Origin of the sequence: Billgrantia bachuensis, assembly GCF_011742165.1 — a bacterium.
In the GTDB taxonomy this organism is placed as follows: Bacteria; Pseudomonadota; Gammaproteobacteria; order Pseudomonadales; family Halomonadaceae; genus Halomonas; species Halomonas bachuensis.
Genome location: NZ_JAAQTO010000039.1, coordinates 47,285 through 69,451, shown reverse-complemented (window position 1 = coordinate 69,451; position 22,167 = coordinate 47,285). Strand labels below are relative to the sequence as shown.

The window sequence follows — 22,167 nt, the reverse complement described above, 5'->3', positions numbered from 1 at the left end:
ATTCACCCGAGGGCTCTTGCTTTGCGGCGCTGGGTCTTGTCGTCGTACATGCGATTGTCCGCCAGGGTAAGCACCTCCTGGGCGGGCACTTCAGTGGAACTGGCTGTGCCCATGCTCAAGCGAAGCTCCACCTCCACGCTCTCGCCGTGTGTGGGGGTGATGATGCATCGCTGGCCTTCCAGGTGAGCCCTGATCAAGGCGGCGACGCGATTGGGTGCCGACAGGTCCGCGGAAGGGAACAGGATGACGAACTCGTCTCCGCCATAACGTGCGAGGACGTCATCTTCGCGGCACTGCATCTTCAAGCGCTCGGCAACGGCGGTGATCAGCTGGTCGCCCGCTACGTGGCCATATTGGTCGTTGACCTTCTTGAGCCCGTCGACATCCATCATCAAGACGGCGAAATCCAGACCCGGTGGCTGTGCCTTGGCCTGAATGCTCAATTGCAGCGCCGATTCGAAGAAGCCACGGTTGTAAATCCCGGTCAGGCCATCGCGTTCCGCCGTCTTCTTCAGCTCCAGATGGAGCAGCTTGTTCTCGGTGGCTGCCGCCAGTTGATCGGCGAACAGTGTCAGCATGCGTTCCAGCGCACCGTCCAGCTTGGGCGCGCGCACGATCAGCCACCCATCGTAAATGCTGAGTCGCCCTGCCATGGGTGTGGCGTACAGCTGCTCGCCGATGGTGGTTTCGCGCAGCTTGATGGTGTTTTCCTGTCGCTCATGAAGCGTGGCCAACAGGCTGCCGAGGCGTCGTTCATCCTCCGGGCCGAGTTGAAGGCCGGCGACGGCCGCGTAGCGTGTCACCTCGGGGCGTTGCCGCTCCTGCAGGAACACGGCAAACCCGTATTCCGGGAAATCGGCGCGCAGATGCTCTAGCGAGTCGTCCAGCAGGGTATGGATGTTCGAGGCGCGATTGGCCACGACACCAAGCTGGAGCAGTGCATGAAAGACCCGATTCTGGAACTTGATCTCGACGATACTGCGACCGATCTTGCGATTCTGCCCATACATCACCTGGGCAATCGCCAGAAAATATATCACCGCGCCGGCGCCCTGGTAGATATCCAATCCGGTGCTGACGTATGGTCGAAAGCCGAACCCGGTCAGCGCGCTCCAGCCCAGCGCACCGCCGGCGAACAGTGCCATGGAAGCCGCCATTCGGCGTGGGCCGCCGACGACCATGTTGTTCATGAAGCAGGCCAGGCCGATCGCGAGGGTCGCCAGTACGTAGAAATCCAGCACGCTGCACCAGATGCCGAACAACAGGCTGTCGAACAGCAGGTTCTTGAACTCGGCGTGTTTCGAGTTCTGGGCTCTGGCAGCATGGAGATAGGCCACTGCCGGCCAGAACAGCAGGAGCAAGCCTGGGCCGATCAACTTCCAGCCGCTGCCTTCTACTAGAGCGATCCAGACCGTGAGCCCGAAGGTATGGCAAAAGGCGAAGGCGCGTGGGACCAGTGTCGCCAGAGCGAGACGGTGGGGGGCCTTGAGAAGGGACCATGCCCGAGTTGGAAGAGATCTGATATCTAGCATGCCCGCCTGGGTCGTCTGTCTGCTAGCTGCTGGCAGGACGACATAGATTCGTTAGAGTTATGAGCCGCTTAAACGCTCTTGTCGGTAGCCTAACATTGGCAGGAATGGCTGGCATCAACACGGCTCGCTGCCGGCCGGCAGGCAACCTGTGCCCGGTCGGCTTATTGCCGCTTCGAACGCTCACCGCCGGTCTTGCTCGGCTGGTTGGCGGGTGCCTTCTCGTGGGTGCGAAGCTCGCCGAAGGCTCTCGCCACTTCGGCGGCATCGCGATACTGCCGTTCGGGCAGTCTTTCGACGATGTCGCGCACCTCTCGCTCTTCGCCGCGCACGGCATCGATAAGCTCGTCGTGCCTCTTGGGAAAATCGATACCTTGCAGCGCTTTCTCGAGGTCGGCGGCCGACACGGCCCGTTTCGGGTGGGAGGTGAGCATATGCCGATCGTACCGGCTCTTCTGCTCGAACGTGGCACCGCAGATCTCACAAACGAACTGTGCCATCAGCGCACCTCTCCCACGGCTTTCTGGATGTCCGCCACCGTTTCGTACTTGCGGTCGGGAAAGGCGTTCAGCACCTCGATGACTTCATCCACGGCACGGTTGGCCTTGGCCTGCTGGATCAACTCGGCCTTATCACAGGGGAAGTTTACTCCCTTGAGTGCCTGGGCGATGCCGGCGGCCGAAGCCGTGCCGCTGGCCGCCTTGCCGCCACGCTCGCCACCCTTGCTGCGGTCTCCGGCGGGTGCGTGAGTTTCCGGCTGCATGTGCGGCTGGGCGAGTCTGCCGCCCTCCAGCGCCTCGGTTGGCCATTCCTGCTCTTTTAGTCCCAAGGTGCGGAACAGATTCGCCTTGCCGCTGATCGTGACGTCCTCCTCGCCAAGATCGTCGTGTGCGCCGATCAGCAGTAGCTGGACGCTCTCGTAGTCGAGCAACTGGCTATCGTCGATGTCGATCCAGCGCTTGTCGGCAAACTTGTTCTGCAAGCGCTTGGGATAGTTCGGTTTGGACTCAGGAAAGCCGGGCACATCGAGGGAGGGGTTGCGCACCGAGATAACGAAGCTGGCCTCGGCCAAAATGCCCAGCTCCTGCTGGGCCTTGCCGGGCTTGCTCGGGCGGGTGAGGCGATAGGCCAGGCGCGAGCTGTTGCTGTGCTCGAAAATCACGTAGCGGCCCTCGCCGGCGGGAATGGCCTCACCCTGTTCCTGCTCGCCGCGAGTCTTGGTCTCGTACTCCAGTGGCGCCAAGGCTTCTCCGATCGACTTTGGCTTGCCTGTCAAATCGACCATCATCCATTCGCGTGCGGTAGATTTCGGCTTGCCCTTGACGATCTCGGGCAACCGCTTCTTGCCCACCAGGAGCAGGCGAGCGGCCTCTCGATCGTCCGGCACCAGTACCACGTGCAGGCGTTGGACATCATCGAGTGATTGCACCTTTGCCGCATTCACCTTGGGACGATAGAAGAAATAGATTTCTCCTTTCTCGACATGATCCGCCATCTGGCACCTCCTGTGCTGGACTGGGCCTGTCGCGACAAGAATCCTTATCTCTTGGTTAGCAGAGTGGTGCCGACCCTGCAAAGGTGACAGCGAGTGGCAGTGCCGCCCGGCGAGCGCTATCTTGGGAATTCGATTTCCCTCGGAAGCCCACCATGTCGGATGCCACCAAGCCCCTGTTCTGGCGCGACCCGCGCATGCCACACGTGGAACTGCGCAAGGTCGAGGACGGCCGCAGGGTCTGCTATGCACCGCACAGCCATACGCACTGGTCGCTGGGTGCCATTACCGCAGGGGAAAGCACCTTCCGCTACCGGGAGGATCGCTACCACGTGCATGCCGGTACCCTGGTGTTGATGAATCCCGACTGGATGCACGCCTGCAGCGCCATCGACGATCGGCCCTGGGCCTACCTGATGCTCTACGTCGATACCGACTGGCTGAGCGAACTACGCTACCAGGCGGGATTATTGGCGTCGCCGCGCTGGCAGGATTTCACCACCGCCGTGATACGCACGCCCAAGTGGTATGAAGGCTATTGCCATATGGCGTCCTGCCTGCTCGATCCGACCCGCGACCTGCTCGACAAGCAAACGGTCGTGGTCGAATACCTCTCGGCCCTGATGCACGAACTGGCCGGCCAGCCAGCGCAGCCATTGCCCCAGACCCCGGCGAGCCTGCAGCAGCTTGCTGCCTATCTGGATGCGCACGCGGCAGAGGAAATCTCGCTGGACGAGCTATGCGAGCGCTCCGGCTACAGCCCCGGCCACCTGATTCGTGCCTTCAAGCGTCATTTCGGCTTCACGCCCCATGCCTACCTGATCAACCGCCGCATCCAACTGGGCCAGCGAGCACTGAAAGGCGGCACGCCCATCGCCGAAGCGGCATTGAACGCCGGTTTCGCCGACCAGCCGCACTTCCAGCGCACCTTCAAGCGCTTGGTGGCCGCCACGCCGAATCAGTATCGCCAGCCATCAATCGAGCAGTAGATAGACACAGCTGCCAGCGAGCAGCACTGCCAGCGTACGGTTCACCGCCATCAGCACGGCAGGTCGATGAAGGTAGCGACGCAGAAAGGCCCCCGCATAGACCCAACTGCCCAGCGAGAGCCAGCAGATCGGCAGGTAGAGCGCTGCGAACAGCAACACCTGCTGCAGGTCACTGCCGCTGGTGTAGGCGCCGATGCCCGAGGCCGACGCCAGCCATGCCTTGGGGTTGAGCCACTGCATGAGCGCCCCCGTCATGAACCCCGGCGCCCGCTGGGCTTCGCCTTCCGGCAGGCGGCCGTCGTCGCGAAACAGCCGAACGCTCATATAGAGCAGAAACGCCACCCCCGCCCAGCGCAGCGCCTGATCCAAACCCGGTATTACCGTCAGCACCGAGTAGAGCCCCAGCCCCACGGCAACGAACAGCACGACGAAGCCCAGTGTCGCCCCGGTCACGAATACCAGCCCCTGAGAGAGGGGGTAGCGCGTACCGCTACTCAGGCACACCAGGTTCACCGGCCCCGGGGAGATGGAAGCGGCAAGGGCAAACGCCGACATCGGCAGAATCATGGCTAGGCTCATCGCGACATTCTCCTGGGTGGCAATGAACCAAGCGTGCCGCAGCAGTAGGAAGGCGGTATTGAACGAAATTGAGGTGAAACAGAGGCAGGTCTTGTGAAAGGGAAGGCTACCGGCCGAAGCAGGCCGGTAGCGGTAGGCTTGCGGTGTATCGTCTACTTGCCCAGCGCCTCCAGCAGCAGCCGGGCCGTCGGCTCGGAGGAGGGTGGGTTCTGGCCGGTAATCAGCAGGCCATCCTGACGGGTGTAGGGCGCAAAGACGTCGGCCTTGGAGTAGTGGGCACCGCCTGCTTTCAGCGCATCTTCCACCAGGTGCGGCACGACCTCGGTAAGGCCTACGGCCTCTTCCTCTTCGTTGGTGAAACCTGTTACCTGACGACCGCGAATGATTGGCTCGCCACTGGCATCTCGAGCATGGATCAATGCGATGGGGGCGTGGCAAACGGCGGCCACCGGTTTTTGCTGTGCCCAGAAGGTTTCGATCAGGCGAATGGACTCCTTGTCTTCCACCAGGTCCCAAAGCGGGCCGTGGCCGCCGGGGTAGAAGACGGCGTCGAAGTCGTCGGCGCTGACCTCGCTCAGGCGATGGGTGTTGGCCAGGGCTCGCTGGGCCTCGTCATCCTGCTGGAAGCGGCGGGTCGCCTCGGTCTGGCTCTCCTCGGCATCGCTCTTGGGGTCCAGCGGCGGCTTGCCGCCCTTGGGCGAGGCCAGTACCACCTCGGCGCCGGCATCCAGGCAGGCGTAGTAGGGCGCCGCCAGCTCCTCGAGCCAGAAGCCGGTGGGCTCGCCGGTATCGCCGAGACGGTCGTGCGAGGTAAGGACCATCAGAATACGTGAACTCATGGGAACTCCTTTCATGGCGGTTGGCTATGTCCAACCTTCAAGATAGCGGAGCAGCCGTAATCGAAAATCCGGCTCACTTGCGATCCAGATTGTCGATGGGGCTCTTTCCCAGCACTTTCAATAGCCCACTCCGGCACCTCTTGAGCAAGGGATAGAGCCGCGCGGTGCGCCCTGGGCTCGCAAACAGCCGATACATCAGGCGGTTGAACACGCCGCTGCGGGTGCCCAGCAGGCTGAGCCGATGCAGGGCTTCGCTACCGTGGTACCAGCGTTTGCCAATCTGCAGGGCAAAGCCTTGGTCCAGGTCGATGCCCATGGCGGTGAGCTCCCGGCGCGCTTCGCTCTCCTGCCTGGCGTCGATCAGCTCGAGTTCGCCGACGTCCGTGCGGATGCGCTGCCAGCGAACGTAGCGTCGGCACATCGGGCATTCACCGTCGTAAACCAGGCGAAGCCGACGGCTTGATGGCTCGTATTGACGAGAATCGTTCACTGCGGACATCCTGCCATTCCTGCCACTATGGTTGACGCTTCATGTATCAGGATGAGGGCTGCAGAGCGACGATGCCAGACTCCTGAGTCCATGTTTTGCAGGAAAGAGCATTAGGTATGATCCTTACCATGACGCCGCCATCGTGGGCTTGCCAGCCGTTTTAGCTCCCAGAGTACTGGAGCGGGCATCACTTGAGCCAAGGGCGCCTTTGACCTATGCCTGAATGGGCGCCGATGGCGTGTTCTGCCTGGGGCAATTTGGGAGGCGATATGGAATTCGCAGGTAAAGTCGCCCTGGTGACGGGTGCAGGTGCCGGCAATGGCGAAGCGATAGCCGAGCGGCTCTACGCAGACGGGGCGTTGTTGGTTCTGGTCAGTCGACGTCTCGAAACCGTCCAGGCGGTAGGCGAAAGAATCGATCCGCAAGGCGAGCGGGTGCTGGCCCTCGAGGCGGACGTGCGCGATCCCGAGGCGATGGAGCACGCGGTGACGCTGGCCGTGGAGCGCTTCGGCAAACTCGACTTGGCCGTGAACAATGCCGGCGTGACGGGCCCTGCCGGCGTGTCGGTGCAGGACATTGAATTGGACGCATGGCGGGAGGTCATCGAAACCGATCTCACCGGTGTCTTCTATTCGATGAAATACGAAATTCCCGCCATGCTCGATAATGGCGCCGGCGCGATCGTGAATATCTCCTCCGCCAACGGACTGGTGGGGTTGGCGGGCATGGGAGCCTATACCGCGGCGAAACACGCTATCATCGGTCTGACCCGCTCGGCCGCGCTGGAGCTGGCCGAAAGCAACGTTCGCGTATGCGCCGTTGCACCGGGCTATGTCGCTACGCCAAGAATCATGGAGTCGGGGGCGGAAGTTACGAACTGGATGGCAAGCCAGCACCCCATGAAGCGGCTGGCCAGCCGAGAGGAAGTGGCAGAGCTGGTCGCCTACCTCCTGAGCGAGCGTGCTGCCTTCATGACGGGAAGCGTGCATTCAATCGACGGTGGCTATACGGCTCAATAGGATGTAAACCCAACAGGGACTCAGTGGAATGAAATTCGGCAAGACGACACCGATCCTGCGTATCTTCGATGAAGCCAAAGCCAGGGAATTCTATATCGACTTCCTGGGTTTTCAGGTGGATTGGGAGCACCGCTTCGCGCAAGGCATGCCGCTGTACATGCAAGTCTCCAAGGATGGCTGCGTGCTGCACCTCTCCGAGCACCACGGCGATTGCAGTCCCGGGGCGGCGCTGCGGATCGAAGCCGACGAGCTCGAGGCGTTTCACCAGCAGCTGCATGCAGCCGATTACAAGTACGCCATGCCGGGTCTGGAAGAGATGCCCTGGGGCAGCCAGGACATGACGATAGCCGACCCGTTCGGCAACCGGCTGACCTTCACCAATGCGATCAGCACCTGAACGCCGGTATATTACCGGCGTCTCGAAAGGAGCACTTCATGGACGAATCGACGAAGCGTGATCTGATAGATCGCTACATCACCGCCTATAACCATTTCGACATTGACGGAATGCTTGTCGTACTTGATCCAGGCGTCAGCTTCGAAAATTACTCGGGCGGCGAACTCACTACCTCGGCCAACGGCATCGACGAGTTTCGCCAACTCGCCGAACATGCCAAGGGATTCTTCTCCGAGCGTGTGCAGCGCGTTACCAGCCTGACCTTTAGCCAGGACGGCGCCACGGCCGAGATCGATTATCATGGTCGCCTGGCTCAGGACATTCCCGGCGGGCCGAAAGCGGGGAGCCTGATCGAATTGAATGGCATCTCCGAGTTCACCTTCGGCAGCGAACGGATCACCAAGATCATTGACCGAAGCTGATCTCGGCAGGGTTGCGCTGCTATCAGGGGCAACAGGAGGAACCATTGAAAAAAGTTCTAGTGATTACCGGCGGTAGCCGAGGCATCGGCGCGGCCACGGCGCGCCTGGGCGCCGCTAGCGGCTATGCCGTGTGTATCAACTACCGCCATAACGAAGCCGCTGCACTCGCTGTGGCCGAGGAGATCACTCGTGCCGGCGGTGAGGCAATTGCCGTGGCCGGCGATGTCGGCTCCGAAACCGACGTGGTGAGGCTCTTCGAGCAGGTTGACGAGAAGCTCGGCCCGGTCACGGCGCTGGTCAACAACGCCGGCATCCTGGAAACGCAGATGCGCGTCGAACAGATGGACGCCGCACGCCTGAGCCGTGTTCTCTCGATCAACGTAGTCGGCAGCATCCTCTGCGCTCGCGAGGCCGTGCGGCGCATGTCGACCCGGCACGGCGGGCAGGGTGGGGCGATCGTCAACGTCTCCTCCATCGCCTCACGGCTTGGCGCGCCCAACGAGTACGTCGATTACGCCGCTGCCAAGGGGGCCATCGACAGCTTCACCATCGGCCTGGCCAAGGAGGTCGCGGGCGAAGGCATTCGCGTCAATGCCGTGCGCCCGGGCGTGATCTACACCGAGATCCACGCCAGTGGTGGCGAGCCCGACCGCGTCGAGCGGGTGAAGGCGGGCGTGCCCATGCAGCGTGGTGGCCAGGCCGAAGAGGTCGCTCGCGCCATCCTCTGGCTGCTTTCCGATGAAGCTTCCTACTCGACCGGGGCGCTGCTTGACGTAACGGGCGGGCGATAGTGCGCCAGGGGAGTGTCGCAACTGGTATCACGGGCACCCCGCCCGGTCAGCAGCCACCTCCAGGCGACTGCTACGGCATGCAGCGCCGTGTACCTCCAGGGGCCACATTGATACGCGGCTAACCAGCAAGCTCGCGCTCGATGACTGGTGCCTGCGCTTCAAGAGCCTCCCACAGCTGCTTGGCGACAGGCCCATGGGGGCGGTCGCGCCGCCGCGCCGCGACCAGTTCTTCGGTAGCGCCGGGGAAATGGCGCCCGGCAATGGAGAGCAGGCGGCCGTCGCGCAACTCCTCCTCGATCATGAAGCGTGGCAGGTGCCCCCAGGCCATGCCCTGCAGGATGAAATCCTTCTTCATCTCGTGATCGGCCACGCTGCACTGAGAAGCGCCGCCCACCACATAGTAATTGCGAGGCTCGGTGTGCTGCGCCGTGTCACGCAGCACGCATTGGGTCAGCTCGCGCATCTGCTCCGGCGTGATCGCGTTCGTAATGGGGAAGGGCAGGAAGCCCGGCGCAACGACCGGGACTAACGAAACCGTGCCGATGTCGATCCACTCCAGTTGCAGGTCGCTCTTGTCGATTCGGTGCAGGATCAGGTCGGCCTCGCCGTTCAGCAGCCGTTCCCAGGGCCCGGTAACGGCTTCGTAGTGGAGCTGTAGGCGTGTGTTGGGGAACTTGGCAAAGAAGCGACTCAGTAACCCGAGGATCTTCGAACGAGGGCAGAGATCGCCGATCACTACATTGAGCTCGGTCTCTTCGCCCATGGCCATTTGCTGGGCATGCAGGGATAGCGCTTCGGCATCCCCTAGCAGCGACTGGGCACGCCGGTAGAGCGACAACCCGGCTTCGGTGGGTCGTACCCGGTAGCCGTTCCGGTCCAGCAGGGCGATGCCGAACTGACGCTCGAGCTTCGCCAAGGCAGCGAAGACGGCGGCATGCGAGCGGTTGAGTACGGCTGCCGCCGCTTGAAAGCCGCCTTCATCTATCACGGCGACGAAGCAATGAAGCTCATGCAGCGTGAACCTGTTCATTGTCAGCTCGATTAACAGAGTCTTATCAAACTATGTAATATTTTCTGTTAAGTGTCGCCACTACTATCGAACGGTCACTCACCACAAGGCAAATGCCTGAGGAGTTCGATATGTCCCGTATGGCTTCCCAATCTTCAAATGCCGCCGACAATACGCGCTCGTTCTTCACCACTGGCGATGGCGTCCGCATCGCCTATCGCATCGACGGGCCTGCCGAGAGCCCCGTGCTCGTACTTTCAAACTCCATTGCCACGGATCTTGGAATGTGGGAACACCAGGTGCCCGAGCTATCCGAGCATTTCCGCGTGGTGCGCTACGACATGCGCGGGCATGGCGAGTCGTATGTACCGGCTGGAGCCTACTCCATCGATCGCCTCGGCAGGGATGTGCTGGAGCTGCTGGATAGCCTGGACATCCAGCGAGTCCACTTCCTGGGGCTCTCCCTGGGCGGGTTCGTCGGGCAGTGGCTGGGTATTCATGCGCCCGAGCGCATCGACCGGCTGATCCTGAGCAATACCGCCTCGTACCTGGGACCGGCCGGGCAGTGGGACGAAATCATCGCTGCCGTGCTCGAGGCGGAGGACATGCAGGAAACCGCTGAGAGATTCCTGCATAACTGGTTCCCAATACGTCTGCTTGAGGACGGGAGTGCCGCTGTGGAGCCGTTTCGTACCACGCTGCTGGCCATGGATCGGCAGGGGCTGGCCGGTTCGTACGCTGCGGTTCGCGACACCGACATGCGACGCACCATCGCGCTAATCACGAACCCCACACTCGTCATTGCCGGCGAGCATGACCCGGTGACCACCGTTAGCCACAGCGAAGCCATGGCCGCCACCATCCCCGGTGCCAAGCTTACGGTCATGCCGGCCGCCCATATGACCCACATCGAATTCCCAGAGGCATTCATGAGGGCAGTATTAGACTTTCTGCTGAATTGAAACGGGTTGGTCAATACGACAGCAGCCCGAAAAACCTATAGTTACAACGTATTCAGCCACTTGGTGGCATTTCTCTCTGCGATGCAGTACCAGGGCAGCCTTCGGTCTTAGCCCTTTGTCTATGTTGCTTTCAACGTTACTCAACGTTAAATTGCGTAAAGAAAGCCGCTGAGACGGCTCTGAAGCAACAGACATAAGTACGCAGGGAACTACCCGGCAAACAAGAAGGATGCGAACGAACGCTACCTTGTTGTTTGCCGGGTAGACTTTGTTTGCCCTCCAGTCAGGCTCCCCCTCGATTCCTTCCTGCACGGCCCCGTACCATTGCACGCTGTCCATTCTGGATAGGGAGCGGCAAGAGTAAGGTCAAATACATCCGGGCAGAACGAGACAAGACCAAAGTCATGAAACCGAAGCTCCTCATCCGCGATGAAACGGAAGCCGATATCGACGCGATACACGACGTGACCGTCGCAGCCTTCCAGACGATGCCACATAGCAGCCACACCGAGCAGTACATCATCGAGGAACTGCGCGCCGCTAATGCCTTGGCGGTATCGCTCGTGGTGGAGCGGGATGAACGGCTGGTAGGGCACATCGCCTTCTCTCCGGTGACCGTCTCGGACGGCAGCCAGGGCTGGTACGGGCTGGGTCCCGTGTCGGTGCTCCCGGAATACCAGCGCCAGGGTATCGGCAAGGCATTGGTGGAGGAGGGGTTGGCACGCCTGAGAAATTTCGGCGCTCAAGGATGTTGCCTCGTTGGCCACCCCGAGTACTATGTCAAGTTCGGGTTCCGCAATATGGCGGAACTTGTCTATGAAGGTGTGCCGCCGGAATATTTCTTCGCGCTGCTCTTAGGCGGTAATGCTCCCCAAGGCACCGTTACCTTTCACGAGGCGTTTCTCACAGAGGGGCCGCGATAAACAATTTTGCTGCTATGCAAACTCTGCTGCCGGGGCAGTCGAAACTTTAAAGTGTCTTCTTGAAGTTGTGGCGTAAGAAATTCTCTGAGCATGAAGGGCTGGTAAAAATGTATTCCAAAAAAAGAAAAACTTCAGGGTGGTGCCAACTTCAGATTACACAGTAGGTGAGGGTGTTGCTGAGCCAGTATTGCTCTATGCTACTGCTATTTATTTGATTTTCCTAGTGCTTCCATTAGATTTTACAATCGATTACGATTTTGGAGTTAATAATGTACTGCAGTACGTGAAAGGTGAGTTTGGCCAGAGTGTTGCCAATGGGGCGGCCCTAAGTTTCTTTTCTTCCCATTTGATTGCTGTTTTTTGTCCTTCTGCAATAAAAGGATGAGATAGCCTATCAAGCTATAAAATCAATAAAAGCATGGTTTTATTACTGTTTGTATGCTGTAATATTTGTTTCTTTTGGCTGGGGCCTTATGTTCTTCATGTTCCATCATTATCCTTCAGATTTTTTTCCTGATGATCATGTGAATAGGTTCCAGTCCCTTGTTTTTTCAGGGGAGGCAATGTTTGGCATCTATCTTATTGGCAGTTGCTGGGTCTGTAGTACGGGTGTATATATGGTTATAAAGGGTGTGAAAAGACATTTCCTCACTATTTTTTCTAATCTTTGGTAGAAGAGGATCTCTGAGGGGGCCAAGCTCTCCAGATCCATGCCTCGGGATGGAGTCGCATGACGTGAGACGGCACATCGCGTTCTAACCTGTGGTCAAAGCAGTAGAGCTCATGACAATGGGCCTGGCGTGGTGGAAAGGGCGGCTATCACGCCTGAGTGAGAAATATCGCCTTGGGCTCGACGCTGTTGCCGAAAGGGCCTGGTCCGTGTGGTAGACTGCGCGCCTCGGCCTGCGCCTGCAACACATCCCCACCGGTAGCCCGTCATGGAAATCAAAGTCAATTTTCTCGAAAATCTCAGGCTTGAAGCCAAGTTTGACGATTTCACCGTCATCACCGACCAGCCCATTCGCTACAAGGGCGACGGCTCGGCGCCAAGCCCCTTCGACTACTTCCTGGCGTCCTCCGCGCTGTGCGCGGCCTACTTCGTGCGGGTATACTGCAAGGCGCGCGACATCCCCACCGAGAACATCCGGCTTTCGCAGAACAACATCGTCGACCCCGAGAACCGCTACAACCAGATCTTCAAGATCCAGGTCGAGCTGCCGGAGGACATCTCCGAGAAGGATCGCGAAGGCATCCTGCGCTCCATCGACCGCTGCACGGTCAAGAAGGTGGTGCAGACCGGTCCCGACTTCCAGATCGAGACGGTGGAAAACCTCGACGAGGACGCCCAGGCGCTGCTGATGGTGCAGCCTGACGAGGAAGCCTACACCTGGATCGAGGGCAAGGACCTGCCGCTGGAGCAGACCATCGCCAACATGTCCGGCATCCTGGCGGAGCTGGGCATGAAGATCGAGATCGCCTCCTGGCGCAACATCGTGCCCCACGTGTGGTCGCTGCACATCCGCGACGCCGCCTCGCCGATGTGCTTCACCAACGGCAAGGGCGCCACCAAGGAGAGCGCGCTGTGCTCGGCGCTGGGCGAGTTCATCGAGCGACTGAGCTGCAACTTCTTCTACAACGACCAATTCTTCGGCGAAGAGATCGCCAACAGCGCCTTCGTTCACTACCCCAACGAGGAGTGGTTCAAGCCGGGGCCCAACGATGAGCTGCCCGAGGGCATCCTCGACGCGTACACCCGCGCCATCTACGATCCGGATGGGGAGCTTGCCGGCTCGAACCTGATCGACACCAATTCCGGCAAGACGGAGCGCGGCATCGTTGCCTTGCCCTTCGTACGCCAGTCGGACGGCGAGACGGTCTACTTCCCCTCCAACCTGATCGAGAACCTCTACCTCAGCAACGGTATGAGCGCCGGCAATACGCTGCAGGAAGCGCAGGTGCAGTGCCTCTCGGAGATCTTCGAACGGGCGGTGAAGCGCGAGATCCTCGAGCAGGAGCTGGCGCTGCCGGATGTGCCTATGAAGGTGCTGCAGCGCTACCCGGCAATTCTCGAAGGCATCCAGGCGCTCGAGACCCAGGGCTATCCGGTGCTGGTCAAGGACGCCTCCCTGGGCGGGCAGTTCCCGGTGATGTGCGTGACCCTGATGAACCCGCGCACCGGCGGCGTGTTCGCCTCCTTCGGCGCTCACCCCAGCTTCGAGGTGGCGCTGGAGCGCAGCCTCACCGAACTGCTGCAGGGCCGCAGCTTCGAAGGCCTGAACGACTTCCTGCCGCCGACCTTCAATTCCCAGGCCGTTGCCGAGCCGAACAACTTCGTCGAGCACTTCATCGACTCATCGGGGCTGGTCTCTTGGCGCTTCTTCAGCGCCAAGAGTGACGTCGAGTTCAGCGACTGGGATTTCTCCGGCAGCAATGAAGAGGAAGCGGCAACGCTATTCGGCATCCTCGAGGAGATGGGCAAGGAAGTGTACGTGGCCGTACATGAGGATCTGGGCGCGCCGGTGTGCCGCATCCTGGTGCCGGGCTACTCCGAGGTGTACCCGGTGGACGACCTGGTCTGGGACAACACCAACATGGCCCTGGATTACCGTGAGGACATCCTCAACCTCCACGCGCTGAACGACGGCCAACTGGCCGACCTGCTGGAGCGCCTGGAGGAGAGCCAGCTCGATGACCACATGGACATCATTACCCTGATCGGTATCGAGTTCGACGAGAACACCGTGTGGGGACAGCTCACCATCCTCGAACTGAAGCTGCTGATCAACCTCGCTTTGCAGCAGCATGAAGAAGCGTTGGAGCGGGTCGAGATGTTCCAGCAGTACAACGACAACACCGTGGAGCGCGGCCTGTTCTATCAAGCCGTGGCCGCGGTGCTGGAGATCGTGCTCGACGACGAGCTGGAGTTCGATGACTATAGCTACAACCTCACACGCATGTTCGGCGAGCAGACCATGGCAGCCGTTGTCGGCTCGGTGAGCGGCGAGGTGCGCTTCCACGGCCTGACGCCCACCAACATGCAGCTCGAAGGCCTGGAGAAGCATCAGCGCCTGATCGAGAGCTACAAGAAGCTGCATGCCCACCGGGCCGCCAAGGCCGGGGTGGCGTTGTAAGCCGCATTGGTAACAGCTTCAAGATACGTAGCGCCCCGGGCCGATCAGTCGCCTGGGGCGCTGCGTTTGATACCAATAAAAAGAGGACACGGCATGGAGAAAGTGGCGATATTCGTTGACGTCCAGAATGTCTATTACACAGTGCGGGACGCCTATAAGTGTAATTTCGATTACAACAAGTTTTGGACGCAAGCCACCGCAGGAAGAGAGGTCGTCAAAGCCTTTGCCTACGCCATAGACCGGGGCGACCAGAAGCAGCGAGAGTTCCAGAATATCCTCAGGGCCATTGGGTTTGAGGTAAAGCTGAAGCCTTTCATCCAGAGGTCGGATGGCTCCGCAAAGGGAGATTGGGACGTTGGCATCACTCTCGATGCCATAGAGTACGCCGAGAAAGCTGATGTCATAATACTGGTGTCGGGTGACGGGGATTTTGACCTGCTGGTGAATAAAATTCGTGATGTACATGGAAAGAAGGTTGAAGTCTATGGTGTGCCTCAGTTAACGGCTGGCTCACTGATAAGGGCGGCCACCGAGTTCAAGCCTATTGGGAAAGAGCTTCTCTTGATATGAAATAGCTTCTGGTCGTCTGGTGCCAAGAAAGCAGCTTCCCTAACGCCGCTCATGCATCGTTTCCTCTGCACGCCTGAACCTTGAACGTCGAGTGCCTTACTTCGGCCCGGTGCGCTCCCTGCCTTCACTCAATCTGCTACGTTACCCAATGGCATTGCTACGTCGACGGGCGCTCAGTCATGTTGGGTAACGCAACACCGCGTTGAGACGATAACAGAGCAAGCCTGGCTACTAACGGAAAGGTACTAGCTGCAGGAGGCAACATGCCAGAAATTGTAAAAGCGGTTGCAGAGTGGGGTGTGAGCATCACGGAGATCACCGGCATCCTGATTATCGTCGGGATTGCCTTTCATGCGCTGGTATTCGTACCGCTCTTCCTGATGAAGCATCACAAAACCGAAGAAATATACACCCAGGTCCGTCAACGTCTCGGGAGGGGTATTCTGCTTGGCTTGGAATTTCTCGTGGCGGCAGACATCATTCATACCGTGGCGGTGGAGCTGACCTTCGAAACGGTGGGAATCCTGGCTATCATTGTCCTGATCCGTACTTTCCTCAGCTTTACGCTGGAAGTTGAGCTATCCGGCCGTTGGCCCTGGCAGAAGAAGGAATGACAGACTCGGCGAAACGGCACCTGAGGGAAACCGCAGAGACACTGGCTCGGATGTCGAAATCCGAGCGGGCCGCTCGATGACTGAGCATGGATTGTGTTCCTTCAGGAGATCACGATGACTCAGCTACGTGTGCCATGCTTCAGTCTGTCGCTCGATGGGTTTGCCGCCGGCCCGGAACAGAGCCGGGAGGACCCCGGCGGTCTCAATGGCTTGGAGCTCCATGCATGGCAGTTTGCTACCGCAACGTTCCAGCGGCGCGTGCTAGGCACGGAGAGCGGTGAGGCCGGGACAGACGACGACTTCGTTGCGCGCGGCTTCGAGAATATCGGGGCCTGGATCATGGGCCGAAACATGTTCGGCCCCGTTCGCGGCCCCTGGCGGGACGAAAGCTGGAAGGGATGGTGGGGGGACAATCCGCCGTTTCACACGCCGGTCTTCGTGCTGACGCATCATGCTCGCGTTCCCCTCGAGATGGCAGGCGGCACCACGTTCTACTTCTTCACTCAGGGCATTCATGAGGCCCTGAAGCGTGCACGTGAGGTTGCGGGCGGTCAGGATGTGCGCCTTGGCGGCGGCGTTGCGACCATCCAGCAGTTCCTGCAGGCGCAACTGGTCGACGAACTCCATCTAGCCATCACCCCTGTTCTGCTCGGCGCCGGGGAGCGCTTGTTCTCCGGTATCGACATGCGCGCGCTCGGCTACCGATGCGTGGAGAGGGTGGCTAGCGAGAAGGCTACCCATGTCGTCCTCCAGAGGAGGCGTTGAGTCGTACAGCGAAGGCTGGGCCGCTCGATAATGCAGGAGAAAGGGTATATTGACAGCACTTCTCGCATCTCTAGCCTGTTCAGCATCAAGAGTTAGGCAAGGGGGCAGCAATGGTCTTGTCGTTCAAGCCATTAACCACAGCAACCTGGCATGACTTTGAGTCGCTATTAGGCGCCTATGAGGGTTGCAAGGGTTGCTGGTGCATGCACTGGCGACTGACATTTCCAGACTGGAAGAAGCAGCAAGGTGAGGGCAATCGCCAGGCAATGAAGGCTTACGTGGATGCGGGCGACGTGCCGGGTATCCTCGCTTATGCAGAGGGGCGGCCTGTTGCTTGGTGTGGGTGTGGGCCTCGCGAATGGTATCCACGACTGAACAAATCGCAGGTTGCCAAACCGGTAGACGATCAGGAAGTGCTATCGGTTAACTGTTTCTTCGTCGACCGTCAGGCCCGGGGAAATAATATCCAGCTCGAGCTTCTCCATGAGATTTTGCGTTTCGCCAAGCAGCAAGGGTACAGAGTCGTTGAGGGTTATCCGGTTGAACCGGGGGAGCGTCGTCTCGATTCCTCCACCTCGCTTGTCGGCTTGGCCAAAGCTTTTGAAGAGGCCGGTTTTCATGAAGTGGCTCGCCGGAAGGAAGATCGGCCCATCATGCGTAAGGAGATTCAAACGGGCTAAACGCGAATGGTTGCCGGCCTGCCGAGGCTATGTCGAGCGCGCCACGGCCCGCCCGGCCTTTGTGAAGGTGGATGCGGACCAGATGGCGCATCTCGTGTCGGCTGACTGAGCCATACTGATGTAGTCACGAATGCTGTCCAGACGATTCGCAACGATTGCATGGAAATCCGAGCCATGAAAACCACGATACGCAAAGCCAAGGTAGAAGATGCCCCGAAGCTGGCCGAGCTGATGAACTTGGCAGGCGAAGGGATCCCTGCTTATCTCTGGGAGCGCATGGCCGACCCCGGTGAGGAAGTCATGGCGTTTGGCATTCGCCGTGTAGCCGGAACCGAAAGTGGATTCAGCTATACCAATGCGCATGTCGCAGAATGCGACGGCGTGATCGCTGGCATGTTGCTCGGCTACCGGATTCCCGATCCCTACGAAATCGGTCCACTGGATGAGATTCCCGCCGTCGTTCGGCCACTCGTCGAGATGGAAGCGTTGGTCCCCGGTTCCTGGTACGTCAACGCAGTGGCGACGGATTCAGCGCATCGCGGCCAAGGTGTGGGGCGCATCCTCATGGAAGAGGCGGAGCGACTTGCCGCTGAAGCCCGTGCAGCGACGCTTAGCCTGATCGTGGCGGAACAGAATGCTGCCGCTCTGCAGCTATACGAAAAGCTCGGTTACCAGATACAAGCTCGTCGGCCAATCGTTCAGTTTCCTCGCTGTCCGCACACGGGAGATTGGATACTGATGATAAAAGAAACAGTGCCCAGCTCATGACTATACCTGCAACTCGAAACGCTCAAGGCTTTACAATATTGTCCTATATATGTTGAGAAATCACAGTCCTTGAGGAGGCGGCATGCTGAAACCAGTCATACAAGAAGAGACTACAGGTTGCGGAATTGCGTACGTAACTGCAGGTTCTGAAGAAGGCTACTGGGCGCATGGCTTCTACTGTGCGCAAGGATGGCACACGAGCGGTACCACGGTGACGATGGTGACGAGACTCTGATGCTCAGGCCAGTCTCGTAGCGAAACAGATGTCGAATTGGCCTCGTCTCGTTCGTTTATGGGGTGAATGCCACCGCTTTACTTGATTCGAGGAACCCTTCATGAAAATCGCCATCGAAACCGTAGTCAGGGCCGATCTGGACAGTGTCTGGGCGGCTTGGAGCAACCCTGACGATATCAAACAGTGGAACGCTGCCTCTGACGACTGGCACACCACACGGAGTAGTGTGGATCTGCGCGAGGGAGGAAAATTCCTGTCGCGCATGGAAGCCAAGGACGGCAGTATGGGTTTTGACTTTGAAGGTACATACACCCGCATCGTACCATCCCGGCTCATCGAATATCGCATGAGCGACGGCCGGGAAGTTGAGGTCGAGTTCATCGAACGCGCCGACGGCGTCCTCGTCAAATCGGCATTCGATGCAGAACCGGAGAACCCGCCGGAAATGCAGCGACAAGGCTGGCAGGCTATCCTGGACAACTTCGGGCGGCATGTGGAGATGAAGCGTCCAGGTTAATGCGTAGGGGATCTTTTTGAGCACAGCGAAGCATATTCTCGAGCAGCTGGCCGGCTGCTCGCTTCCCACCCCAAATGGCAGCGCGCGCTCAGGCGAGCCTCTGAACTCGACGGTTTTCGCAGTGAGTGTCGAGAGCGCGAGCTGCTGCTCTACTCCGCGGAGGCGCGCTACCGGCGCCTCATCGAAGAATACCCTCACATCGCAAGCCGTGTGGCCGACCGGGATATAGCCGGCTATGTTCGGGTTACACCGGCGTCGCTCAGTCGGATCAAGGCACGCATCAGGCAGGCTCATACTCGCGTATGAGTCCAATGGTCTTATTTTTGTTCTATTTCCTGGCCTCGCTGTGTCAAAGTCATGAAGCAAGATCAGTTCATGCATGGACGCGCATAACTTATTTGCGGAGGCCATGAATACATGAATGACGTTGTCGTAGAGATGAATGTAGACACCACCGTTTATAAAACGCTGCTGGAGTCCACCAAGGCCATCCCTTGGAAGATCGACTGGGAAACGCTGCGCTTCACCTATATCGGGCCGCAAATAGAGAGCCTGTTGGGTTGGTCGCCACACAGCTGGGTTGGTATCGACGACTGGGTAGAACGCATGCATCCGGACGACCGCGACAGAGTCGTCAACTTCTGCGTCGAGCAGTCCAAGGCGGGGGTCGATCACGAAGCGGATTACCGCGCGCTGAAGGCCGACGGCAGCTACGTGTGGATTCGCGATGTCGTGCATGTAGTACGCAACGGCGCAGGCGAAGTGGAAGCGCTGATCGGCTTCATGTTCGACATCAGCGAGCGCAAGCAGAACGAAGAGAAGCTGCTACGGCTACAACGGGAGCTGGAGGAGCTCTCGTATCAGGATGGCCTGACCGGCATTGCCAACCGCCGCCTGCTGGATTCCGTGCTGGAGACTGAGTGGGCGAGTGCCCGCCGCAGTGAACAACCGCTCTCATTCATCATGTTGGATATCGACTGCTTCAAGCAGTACAACGACCACTACGGCCATCTCGCCGGCGACGACTGCTTGCGCCGTATAGCGCAGATCCTTGTCTCGTCGATCGTGCGGCCTCGCGACTTGCTGGCGCGCTTCGGTGGCGAGGAGTTCGTGCTCGTCTTGCCGGAGACAAGCCTCGAAGCCGCCCGGCAGGTGGCGGAGCGCTGCCAGGCAGCCATCGGTGACGCGGCCATCCCGCATCGAGCGTCCGACGTCTCCCACCTCGTCACCGTCAGTATGGGGGTCGCAACTGCAGATCCGACGGACGGCGGCGGCCAGGCCTCGCTGATCGAGAAGGCGGATCGTCTGCTATATCGCGCGAAGCAGAACGGGCGGGATCGTATCGTCGCGGAGTGACAGTGGAGGGCGTCGGACTAAATAAAAATTGCTGTCGAGGATCGGCTTCAGGCAATCTGGCAGCGCAGGAACTTCCGATAATAATTAAATGAAGGGGAAGCTATGAAAATAGTAATCGTTGCTCTTGCGCTGCTGGTGTTCAGTAGCAGCGTTCTGGCTCATGGCGGAGGCTGCCGCAAGAGTTCCCCGCCGGGGCAGTGCTGCCACATGGATAACAGCGTAGGTAGCGTTCACTGCCATTGAGCCAGTGCCAGGTAGCCCACCACATGTGTGGCGCTAAACCCCGGGCCAGTTAACTGGTTCGGGGTTTTTGTCTTGAGCCGTGGTCAGCTCGATCTCACTCGCCCTGGGGCTTCCAGCTACCGGGCAGCGTGAATTCGGCACCTGCAGCTCTCCTTGAGCCTTGACCGAATAGGACGATCGTCCTATGCTTTATCCGACGTTAGGGCATACGTCCTACAGTGCTTGAAGCGACTGCCGTGAGAGGGGAGAGGTCCCGATGCAAAACTCGACGCGTGAGCAAATCATCACGGCAGCGGACGATCTGTTTTATCGGCAAGGGTTCGAGCAGACCTCTTTCGCGAACATAGCGGAAGCTGTTGGCATATCCCGGGGTAATTTCTATTACCACTTCAAGACGAAGGACGAGATCCTGAAAACCGTGATCCAACGGCGCCTTGCCAACACGCGCGACATGCTCGACCAGTGGGAAGCCGAGAGTAGCGGGCCTGTAGAGCGCATCCGCAGCTTCGTCCGCATCCTGATCGGCAACCGGGGCAAGATCATGCGCCACGGCTGCCCGGTCGGCACGCTCTGTGCCGAGCTTGCAAAGCTGGAGCATCTCCAGCGCGATGCGGCGAATGAGGTCATGACCTTGTTCCGGACCTGGCTACACCGGCAGTTCGTCGCCCTGGGGCATGAGGCCGATGCCGATGCGCTAGCGATGCACCTGCTGGCGCGCAGCCAAGGGATCGCCTTGGTGGCGAATGCCTATCAGGACTCGAGCTTCGTTGACGCTGAGGTTGAGCAACTGCTCGATTGGCTGGACGCCTGCGTAGCACAGAGCACGCACGCTGAATAACCACAAGAAGGGGCTTGATGATGCACCTGGTATTTCTACGCTTTTCGGACAACAAGAGTGAGGCCGGCCGTTTCATGGAGGGCCACAAGCAATGGCTCGAACGCGGCTTCGATGAAGGTGTGTTTCTCGTTTCGGGCAGCATTCAGCCGAAGCAGGGCGGTGCCATCCTGGCGCATAACGTCTCCCTGGACGTCCTTCAGCAGCGAGTCGATGAGGATCCATTCGTGGCAGAGGGTGTCGTGAGCGCGGAAATCATTGAAGTAGCCCCAAACAAGGCGGATGAACGGCTAGCGTTTCTGCTCTCCTAGCATTCCGACCTGCTTCACTCAGGACGACAAAATGACAAATCTGATTTCTGGCCCCGACGGCCACCAACGTTGCCGCTGGTGTAGCGCTGCCCCTGAGTTTCTTGCCTATCACGACACCGAGTGGGGGTTCCCGGTCAGCGATGATCGGCGCCTGTTCGAAAAGCTGTGTCTCGAGGGGTTTCAGTCGGGTCTGAGCTGGCGCACGATCCTCGCGAAGCGAGAGAACTTTCGTGCTGCTTTCTGCGATTTCGACTTTGCACGCATCGCACAGTTTGATCAGCACGATGTCGAGCGGTTGGTTAACGATGCGGGAATCGTACGCCACCGTGGCAAGATCGAAGCCGTCATCAACAATGCGCGCCGTGCCATGGAGCTCGTCGAGCGGGAAGGCTCTCTTGCGGCCTTCTTCTGGCGCCATGAGCCAGCCCCGCAGCGGGACGTTGAGCCACAGAGTGCATCGACATCGGCGGAGTCGATTGCACTGTCAAAGGCACTCAAGAAGCAAGGCTGGAAGTTCGTTGGGCCGACGACGGTTTACGCCTTCATGCAGGCCATGGGATTGATCAACGACCACGCAATAGGCTGCGTCGTCCGTGACGAGGTCGAACGTGCCCGTCTGGGCTTCGAGCGGCCTGCCGCTGCGTAGTCACGTAGCCAACGCGCCACTAGTGCACCCCGAGCCAGGTACCTGGCCGGGGTAC

General features: G+C 59.4%; 25 protein-coding genes and 1 pseudogene. 19 read left to right on the top strand and 7 right to left on the bottom strand.

Features of this window, described 5'->3' with window-relative positions:
- Positions 1-2: 2 nt before the first annotated feature.
- The 3 genes from HBJ55_RS14300 to HBJ55_RS14290 all read right to left on the bottom strand — a co-directional run bounded on the left by HBJ55_RS14300 (position 3) and on the right by HBJ55_RS14290 (position 3,024).
- Positions 3-1,532, bottom strand: coding sequence for a sensor domain-containing diguanylate cyclase (locus HBJ55_RS14300; protein WP_167116159.1), 1,530 nt, complete (start codon positions 1,530-1,532; stop codon positions 3-5).
- 161 nt (positions 1,533-1,693) lie between these two features.
- Complete coding sequence (locus tag HBJ55_RS14295; protein WP_167116156.1) at positions 1,694-2,029, bottom strand: DUF2795 domain-containing protein; 336 nt, start codon at positions 2,027-2,029, stop codon at positions 1,694-1,696.
- Positions 2,029-3,024: a DUF2795 domain-containing protein gene (locus HBJ55_RS14290; protein ID WP_167116153.1), complete on the bottom strand. Its 996-nt coding sequence runs from the start codon at positions 3,022-3,024 to the stop codon at positions 2,029-2,031. The genes HBJ55_RS14295 and HBJ55_RS14290 overlap by 1 nt, the downstream gene beginning before the upstream one ends.
- Positions 3,025-3,176: 152 nt before the next feature.
- Here HBJ55_RS14290 and HBJ55_RS14285 point away from each other — a divergent pair, with 152 nt between their 5' ends.
- Entirely contained in the window at positions 3,177-4,010 is an 834-nt protein-coding gene (locus HBJ55_RS14285; protein ID WP_167116150.1) for an AraC family transcriptional regulator, read from the top strand.
- On the opposite strand, the gene HBJ55_RS14280 is transcribed toward HBJ55_RS14285, so the two are convergent.
- The 3 genes from HBJ55_RS14280 to HBJ55_RS14270 all read right to left on the bottom strand — a co-directional run bounded on the left by HBJ55_RS14280 (position 3,996) and on the right by HBJ55_RS14270 (position 5,927).
- Complete coding sequence (locus HBJ55_RS14280; RefSeq protein WP_167116147.1) at positions 3,996-4,589, bottom strand: LysE family translocator; 594 nt, start codon at positions 4,587-4,589, stop codon at positions 3,996-3,998. The genes HBJ55_RS14285 and HBJ55_RS14280 overlap by 15 nt on opposite strands.
- A gap of 152 nt (positions 4,590-4,741) precedes the next feature.
- A complete protein-coding gene (locus HBJ55_RS14275; RefSeq protein ID WP_167116144.1) occupies positions 4,742-5,428 on the bottom strand; it encodes a type 1 glutamine amidotransferase domain-containing protein in 687 nt (228 codons plus the stop codon).
- A 73-nt stretch (positions 5,429-5,501) separates the two neighbouring features.
- Positions 5,502-5,927, bottom strand: coding sequence for a DCC1-like thiol-disulfide oxidoreductase family protein (locus HBJ55_RS14270; RefSeq protein ID WP_167116141.1), 426 nt, complete (start codon positions 5,925-5,927; stop codon positions 5,502-5,504).
- A 260-nt stretch (positions 5,928-6,187) separates the two neighbouring features.
- On the opposite strand from HBJ55_RS14270, the gene HBJ55_RS14265 reads away from it, so the two are divergent.
- From HBJ55_RS14265 to HBJ55_RS14250, 4 genes and pseudogenes are all read left to right on the top strand, one after another.
- The gene (locus HBJ55_RS14265) at positions 6,188-6,937 is read left to right on the top strand and encodes an SDR family NAD(P)-dependent oxidoreductase (RefSeq protein WP_167116138.1); all 750 of its coding nucleotides are present in this window, start codon (positions 6,188-6,190) and stop codon (positions 6,935-6,937) included.
- 25 nt (positions 6,938-6,962) lie between these two features.
- Positions 6,963-7,334, top strand: a pseudogene (locus HBJ55_RS14260) (glyoxalase superfamily protein); the annotation flags it as partial.
- A 38-nt stretch (positions 7,335-7,372) separates the two neighbouring features.
- Positions 7,373-7,756, top strand: coding sequence for a nuclear transport factor 2 family protein (locus tag HBJ55_RS14255; RefSeq protein WP_167116132.1), 384 nt, complete (start codon positions 7,373-7,375; stop codon positions 7,754-7,756).
- Between the two features lie 44 nt (positions 7,757-7,800).
- Positions 7,801-8,547, top strand: coding sequence for an SDR family oxidoreductase (locus HBJ55_RS14250; RefSeq protein WP_167116129.1), 747 nt, complete (start codon positions 7,801-7,803; stop codon positions 8,545-8,547).
- Between the two features lie 118 nt (positions 8,548-8,665).
- Here the strand turns inward: HBJ55_RS14250 and HBJ55_RS14245 are convergent, their stop codons facing one another.
- On the bottom strand, positions 8,666-9,577 hold the full coding sequence (locus HBJ55_RS14245) for a LysR family transcriptional regulator (RefSeq protein WP_167116126.1): 912 nt from the start codon (positions 9,575-9,577) through the stop codon (positions 8,666-8,668).
- Between the two features lie 110 nt (positions 9,578-9,687).
- Between HBJ55_RS14245 and HBJ55_RS14240 the strand changes: the two genes are divergently transcribed.
- The 14 genes from HBJ55_RS14240 to HBJ55_RS14175 all read left to right on the top strand — a co-directional run bounded on the left by HBJ55_RS14240 (position 9,688) and on the right by HBJ55_RS14175 (position 22,112).
- On the top strand, positions 9,688-10,518 hold the full coding sequence (locus tag HBJ55_RS14240; RefSeq protein ID WP_206022651.1) for an alpha/beta fold hydrolase: 831 nt from the start codon (positions 9,688-9,690) through the stop codon (positions 10,516-10,518).
- Positions 10,519-10,922: 404 nt separating this feature from the next.
- A complete protein-coding gene (locus tag HBJ55_RS14235) occupies positions 10,923-11,441 on the top strand; it encodes a GNAT family N-acetyltransferase (RefSeq protein ID WP_167116123.1) in 519 nt (172 codons plus the stop codon).
- A 139-nt stretch (positions 11,442-11,580) separates the two neighbouring features.
- Positions 11,581-11,826 (top strand): hypothetical protein, encoded by a 246-nt coding sequence (locus HBJ55_RS14230; protein WP_167116120.1) that lies wholly within the window; start codon positions 11,581-11,583, stop codon positions 11,824-11,826.
- Positions 11,827-12,379: 553 nt separating this feature from the next.
- The gene (locus HBJ55_RS14225; RefSeq protein ID WP_167116117.1) at positions 12,380-14,572 is read left to right on the top strand and encodes an OsmC domain/YcaO domain-containing protein; all 2,193 of its coding nucleotides are present in this window, start codon (positions 12,380-12,382) and stop codon (positions 14,570-14,572) included.
- Positions 14,573-14,665: 93 nt separating this feature from the next.
- Positions 14,666-15,142: a LabA-like NYN domain-containing protein gene (locus HBJ55_RS14220; RefSeq protein ID WP_167116114.1), complete on the top strand. Its 477-nt coding sequence runs from the start codon at positions 14,666-14,668 to the stop codon at positions 15,140-15,142.
- A 263-nt stretch (positions 15,143-15,405) separates the two neighbouring features.
- Entirely contained in the window at positions 15,406-15,756 is a 351-nt protein-coding gene (locus HBJ55_RS14215) for a DUF1622 domain-containing protein (RefSeq protein ID WP_167116111.1), read from the top strand.
- Positions 15,757-15,870: 114 nt separating this feature from the next.
- The gene (locus HBJ55_RS14210; protein ID WP_167116108.1) at positions 15,871-16,521 is read left to right on the top strand and encodes a dihydrofolate reductase family protein; all 651 of its coding nucleotides are present in this window, start codon (positions 15,871-15,873) and stop codon (positions 16,519-16,521) included.
- 110 nt (positions 16,522-16,631) lie between these two features.
- Positions 16,632-17,201, top strand: coding sequence for a GNAT family N-acetyltransferase (locus HBJ55_RS14205; protein WP_167116105.1), 570 nt, complete (start codon positions 16,632-16,634; stop codon positions 17,199-17,201).
- Between the two features lie 174 nt (positions 17,202-17,375).
- Entirely contained in the window at positions 17,376-17,969 is a 594-nt protein-coding gene (locus HBJ55_RS14200) for a GNAT family N-acetyltransferase (protein ID WP_167116102.1), read from the top strand.
- Positions 17,970-18,304: 335 nt separating this feature from the next.
- Positions 18,305-18,721: an SRPBCC family protein gene (locus HBJ55_RS14195; protein WP_167116099.1), complete on the top strand. Its 417-nt coding sequence runs from the start codon at positions 18,305-18,307 to the stop codon at positions 18,719-18,721.
- A 417-nt stretch (positions 18,722-19,138) separates the two neighbouring features.
- Positions 19,139-20,077, top strand: a complete 939-nt coding sequence (locus HBJ55_RS14190; RefSeq protein WP_167116097.1) for a GGDEF domain-containing protein — start codon at positions 19,139-19,141, stop codon at positions 20,075-20,077.
- Between the two features lie 499 nt (positions 20,078-20,576).
- Positions 20,577-21,158: a TetR/AcrR family transcriptional regulator gene (locus HBJ55_RS14185; RefSeq protein WP_167116092.1), complete on the top strand. Its 582-nt coding sequence runs from the start codon at positions 20,577-20,579 to the stop codon at positions 21,156-21,158.
- 17 nt (positions 21,159-21,175) lie between these two features.
- Positions 21,176-21,466, top strand: coding sequence for a YciI family protein (locus HBJ55_RS14180; RefSeq protein ID WP_240936118.1), 291 nt, complete (start codon positions 21,176-21,178; stop codon positions 21,464-21,466).
- Between the two features lie 31 nt (positions 21,467-21,497).
- Entirely contained in the window at positions 21,498-22,112 is a 615-nt protein-coding gene (locus HBJ55_RS14175; protein ID WP_167116089.1) for a DNA-3-methyladenine glycosylase I, read from the top strand.
- The last annotated feature ends 55 nt before the right edge of the window (positions 22,113-22,167 follow it).

Bases quoted from the DNA above. Each gene is read 5' to 3' on its own strand.
- HBJ55_RS14255 (WP_167116132.1), top strand. From the start codon at position 7,373: ATGGACGAATCGACGAAGCGTGATCTGATAGATCGCTACATCACCGCC.
- HBJ55_RS14285 (WP_167116150.1), top strand. From the start codon at position 3,177: ATGTCGGATGCCACCAAGCCCCTGTTCTGGCGCGACCCGCGCATGCCA.
- HBJ55_RS14245 (WP_167116126.1), bottom strand. From the start codon at position 9,577: ATGAACAGGTTCACGCTGCATGAGCTTCATTGCTTCGTCGCCGTGATA.
- HBJ55_RS14210 (WP_167116108.1), top strand. From the start codon at position 15,871: ATGACTCAGCTACGTGTGCCATGCTTCAGTCTGTCGCTCGATGGGTTT.
- HBJ55_RS14190 (WP_167116097.1), top strand. From the start codon at position 19,139: ATGAATGACGTTGTCGTAGAGATGAATGTAGACACCACCGTTTATAAA.
- HBJ55_RS14240 (WP_206022651.1), top strand. From the start codon at position 9,688: ATGTCCCGTATGGCTTCCCAATCTTCAAATGCCGCCGACAATACGCGC.
- HBJ55_RS14185 (WP_167116092.1), top strand. From the start codon at position 20,577: ATGCAAAACTCGACGCGTGAGCAAATCATCACGGCAGCGGACGATCTG.
- HBJ55_RS14300 (WP_167116159.1), bottom strand. From the start codon at position 1,532: ATGCTAGATATCAGATCTCTTCCAACTCGGGCATGGTCCCTTCTCAAG.
- HBJ55_RS14180 (WP_240936118.1), top strand. From the start codon at position 21,176: ATGATGCACCTGGTATTTCTACGCTTTTCGGACAACAAGAGTGAGGCC.
- HBJ55_RS14225 (WP_167116117.1), top strand. From the start codon at position 12,380: ATGGAAATCAAAGTCAATTTTCTCGAAAATCTCAGGCTTGAAGCCAAG.
- HBJ55_RS14215 (WP_167116111.1), top strand. From the start codon at position 15,406: ATGCCAGAAATTGTAAAAGCGGTTGCAGAGTGGGGTGTGAGCATCACG.
- HBJ55_RS14195 (WP_167116099.1), top strand. From the start codon at position 18,305: ATGAAAATCGCCATCGAAACCGTAGTCAGGGCCGATCTGGACAGTGTC.
- HBJ55_RS14295 (WP_167116156.1), bottom strand. From the start codon at position 2,029: ATGGCACAGTTCGTTTGTGAGATCTGCGGTGCCACGTTCGAGCAGAAG.
- HBJ55_RS14235 (WP_167116123.1), top strand. From the start codon at position 10,923: ATGAAACCGAAGCTCCTCATCCGCGATGAAACGGAAGCCGATATCGAC.
- HBJ55_RS14265 (WP_167116138.1), top strand. From the start codon at position 6,188: ATGGAATTCGCAGGTAAAGTCGCCCTGGTGACGGGTGCAGGTGCCGGC.
- HBJ55_RS14175 (WP_167116089.1), top strand. From the start codon at position 21,498: ATGACAAATCTGATTTCTGGCCCCGACGGCCACCAACGTTGCCGCTGG.
- HBJ55_RS14200 (WP_167116102.1), top strand. From the start codon at position 17,376: ATGAAAACCACGATACGCAAAGCCAAGGTAGAAGATGCCCCGAAGCTG.
- HBJ55_RS14270 (WP_167116141.1), bottom strand. From the start codon at position 5,927: ATGTCCGCAGTGAACGATTCTCGTCAATACGAGCCATCAAGCCGTCGG.
- HBJ55_RS14275 (WP_167116144.1), bottom strand. From the start codon at position 5,428: ATGAGTTCACGTATTCTGATGGTCCTTACCTCGCACGACCGTCTCGGC.
- HBJ55_RS14290 (WP_167116153.1), bottom strand. From the start codon at position 3,024: ATGGCGGATCATGTCGAGAAAGGAGAAATCTATTTCTTCTATCGTCCC.
- HBJ55_RS14205 (WP_167116105.1), top strand. From the start codon at position 16,632: ATGGTCTTGTCGTTCAAGCCATTAACCACAGCAACCTGGCATGACTTT.
- HBJ55_RS14220 (WP_167116114.1), top strand. From the start codon at position 14,666: ATGGAGAAAGTGGCGATATTCGTTGACGTCCAGAATGTCTATTACACA.
- HBJ55_RS14280 (WP_167116147.1), bottom strand. From the start codon at position 4,589: ATGAGCCTAGCCATGATTCTGCCGATGTCGGCGTTTGCCCTTGCCGCT.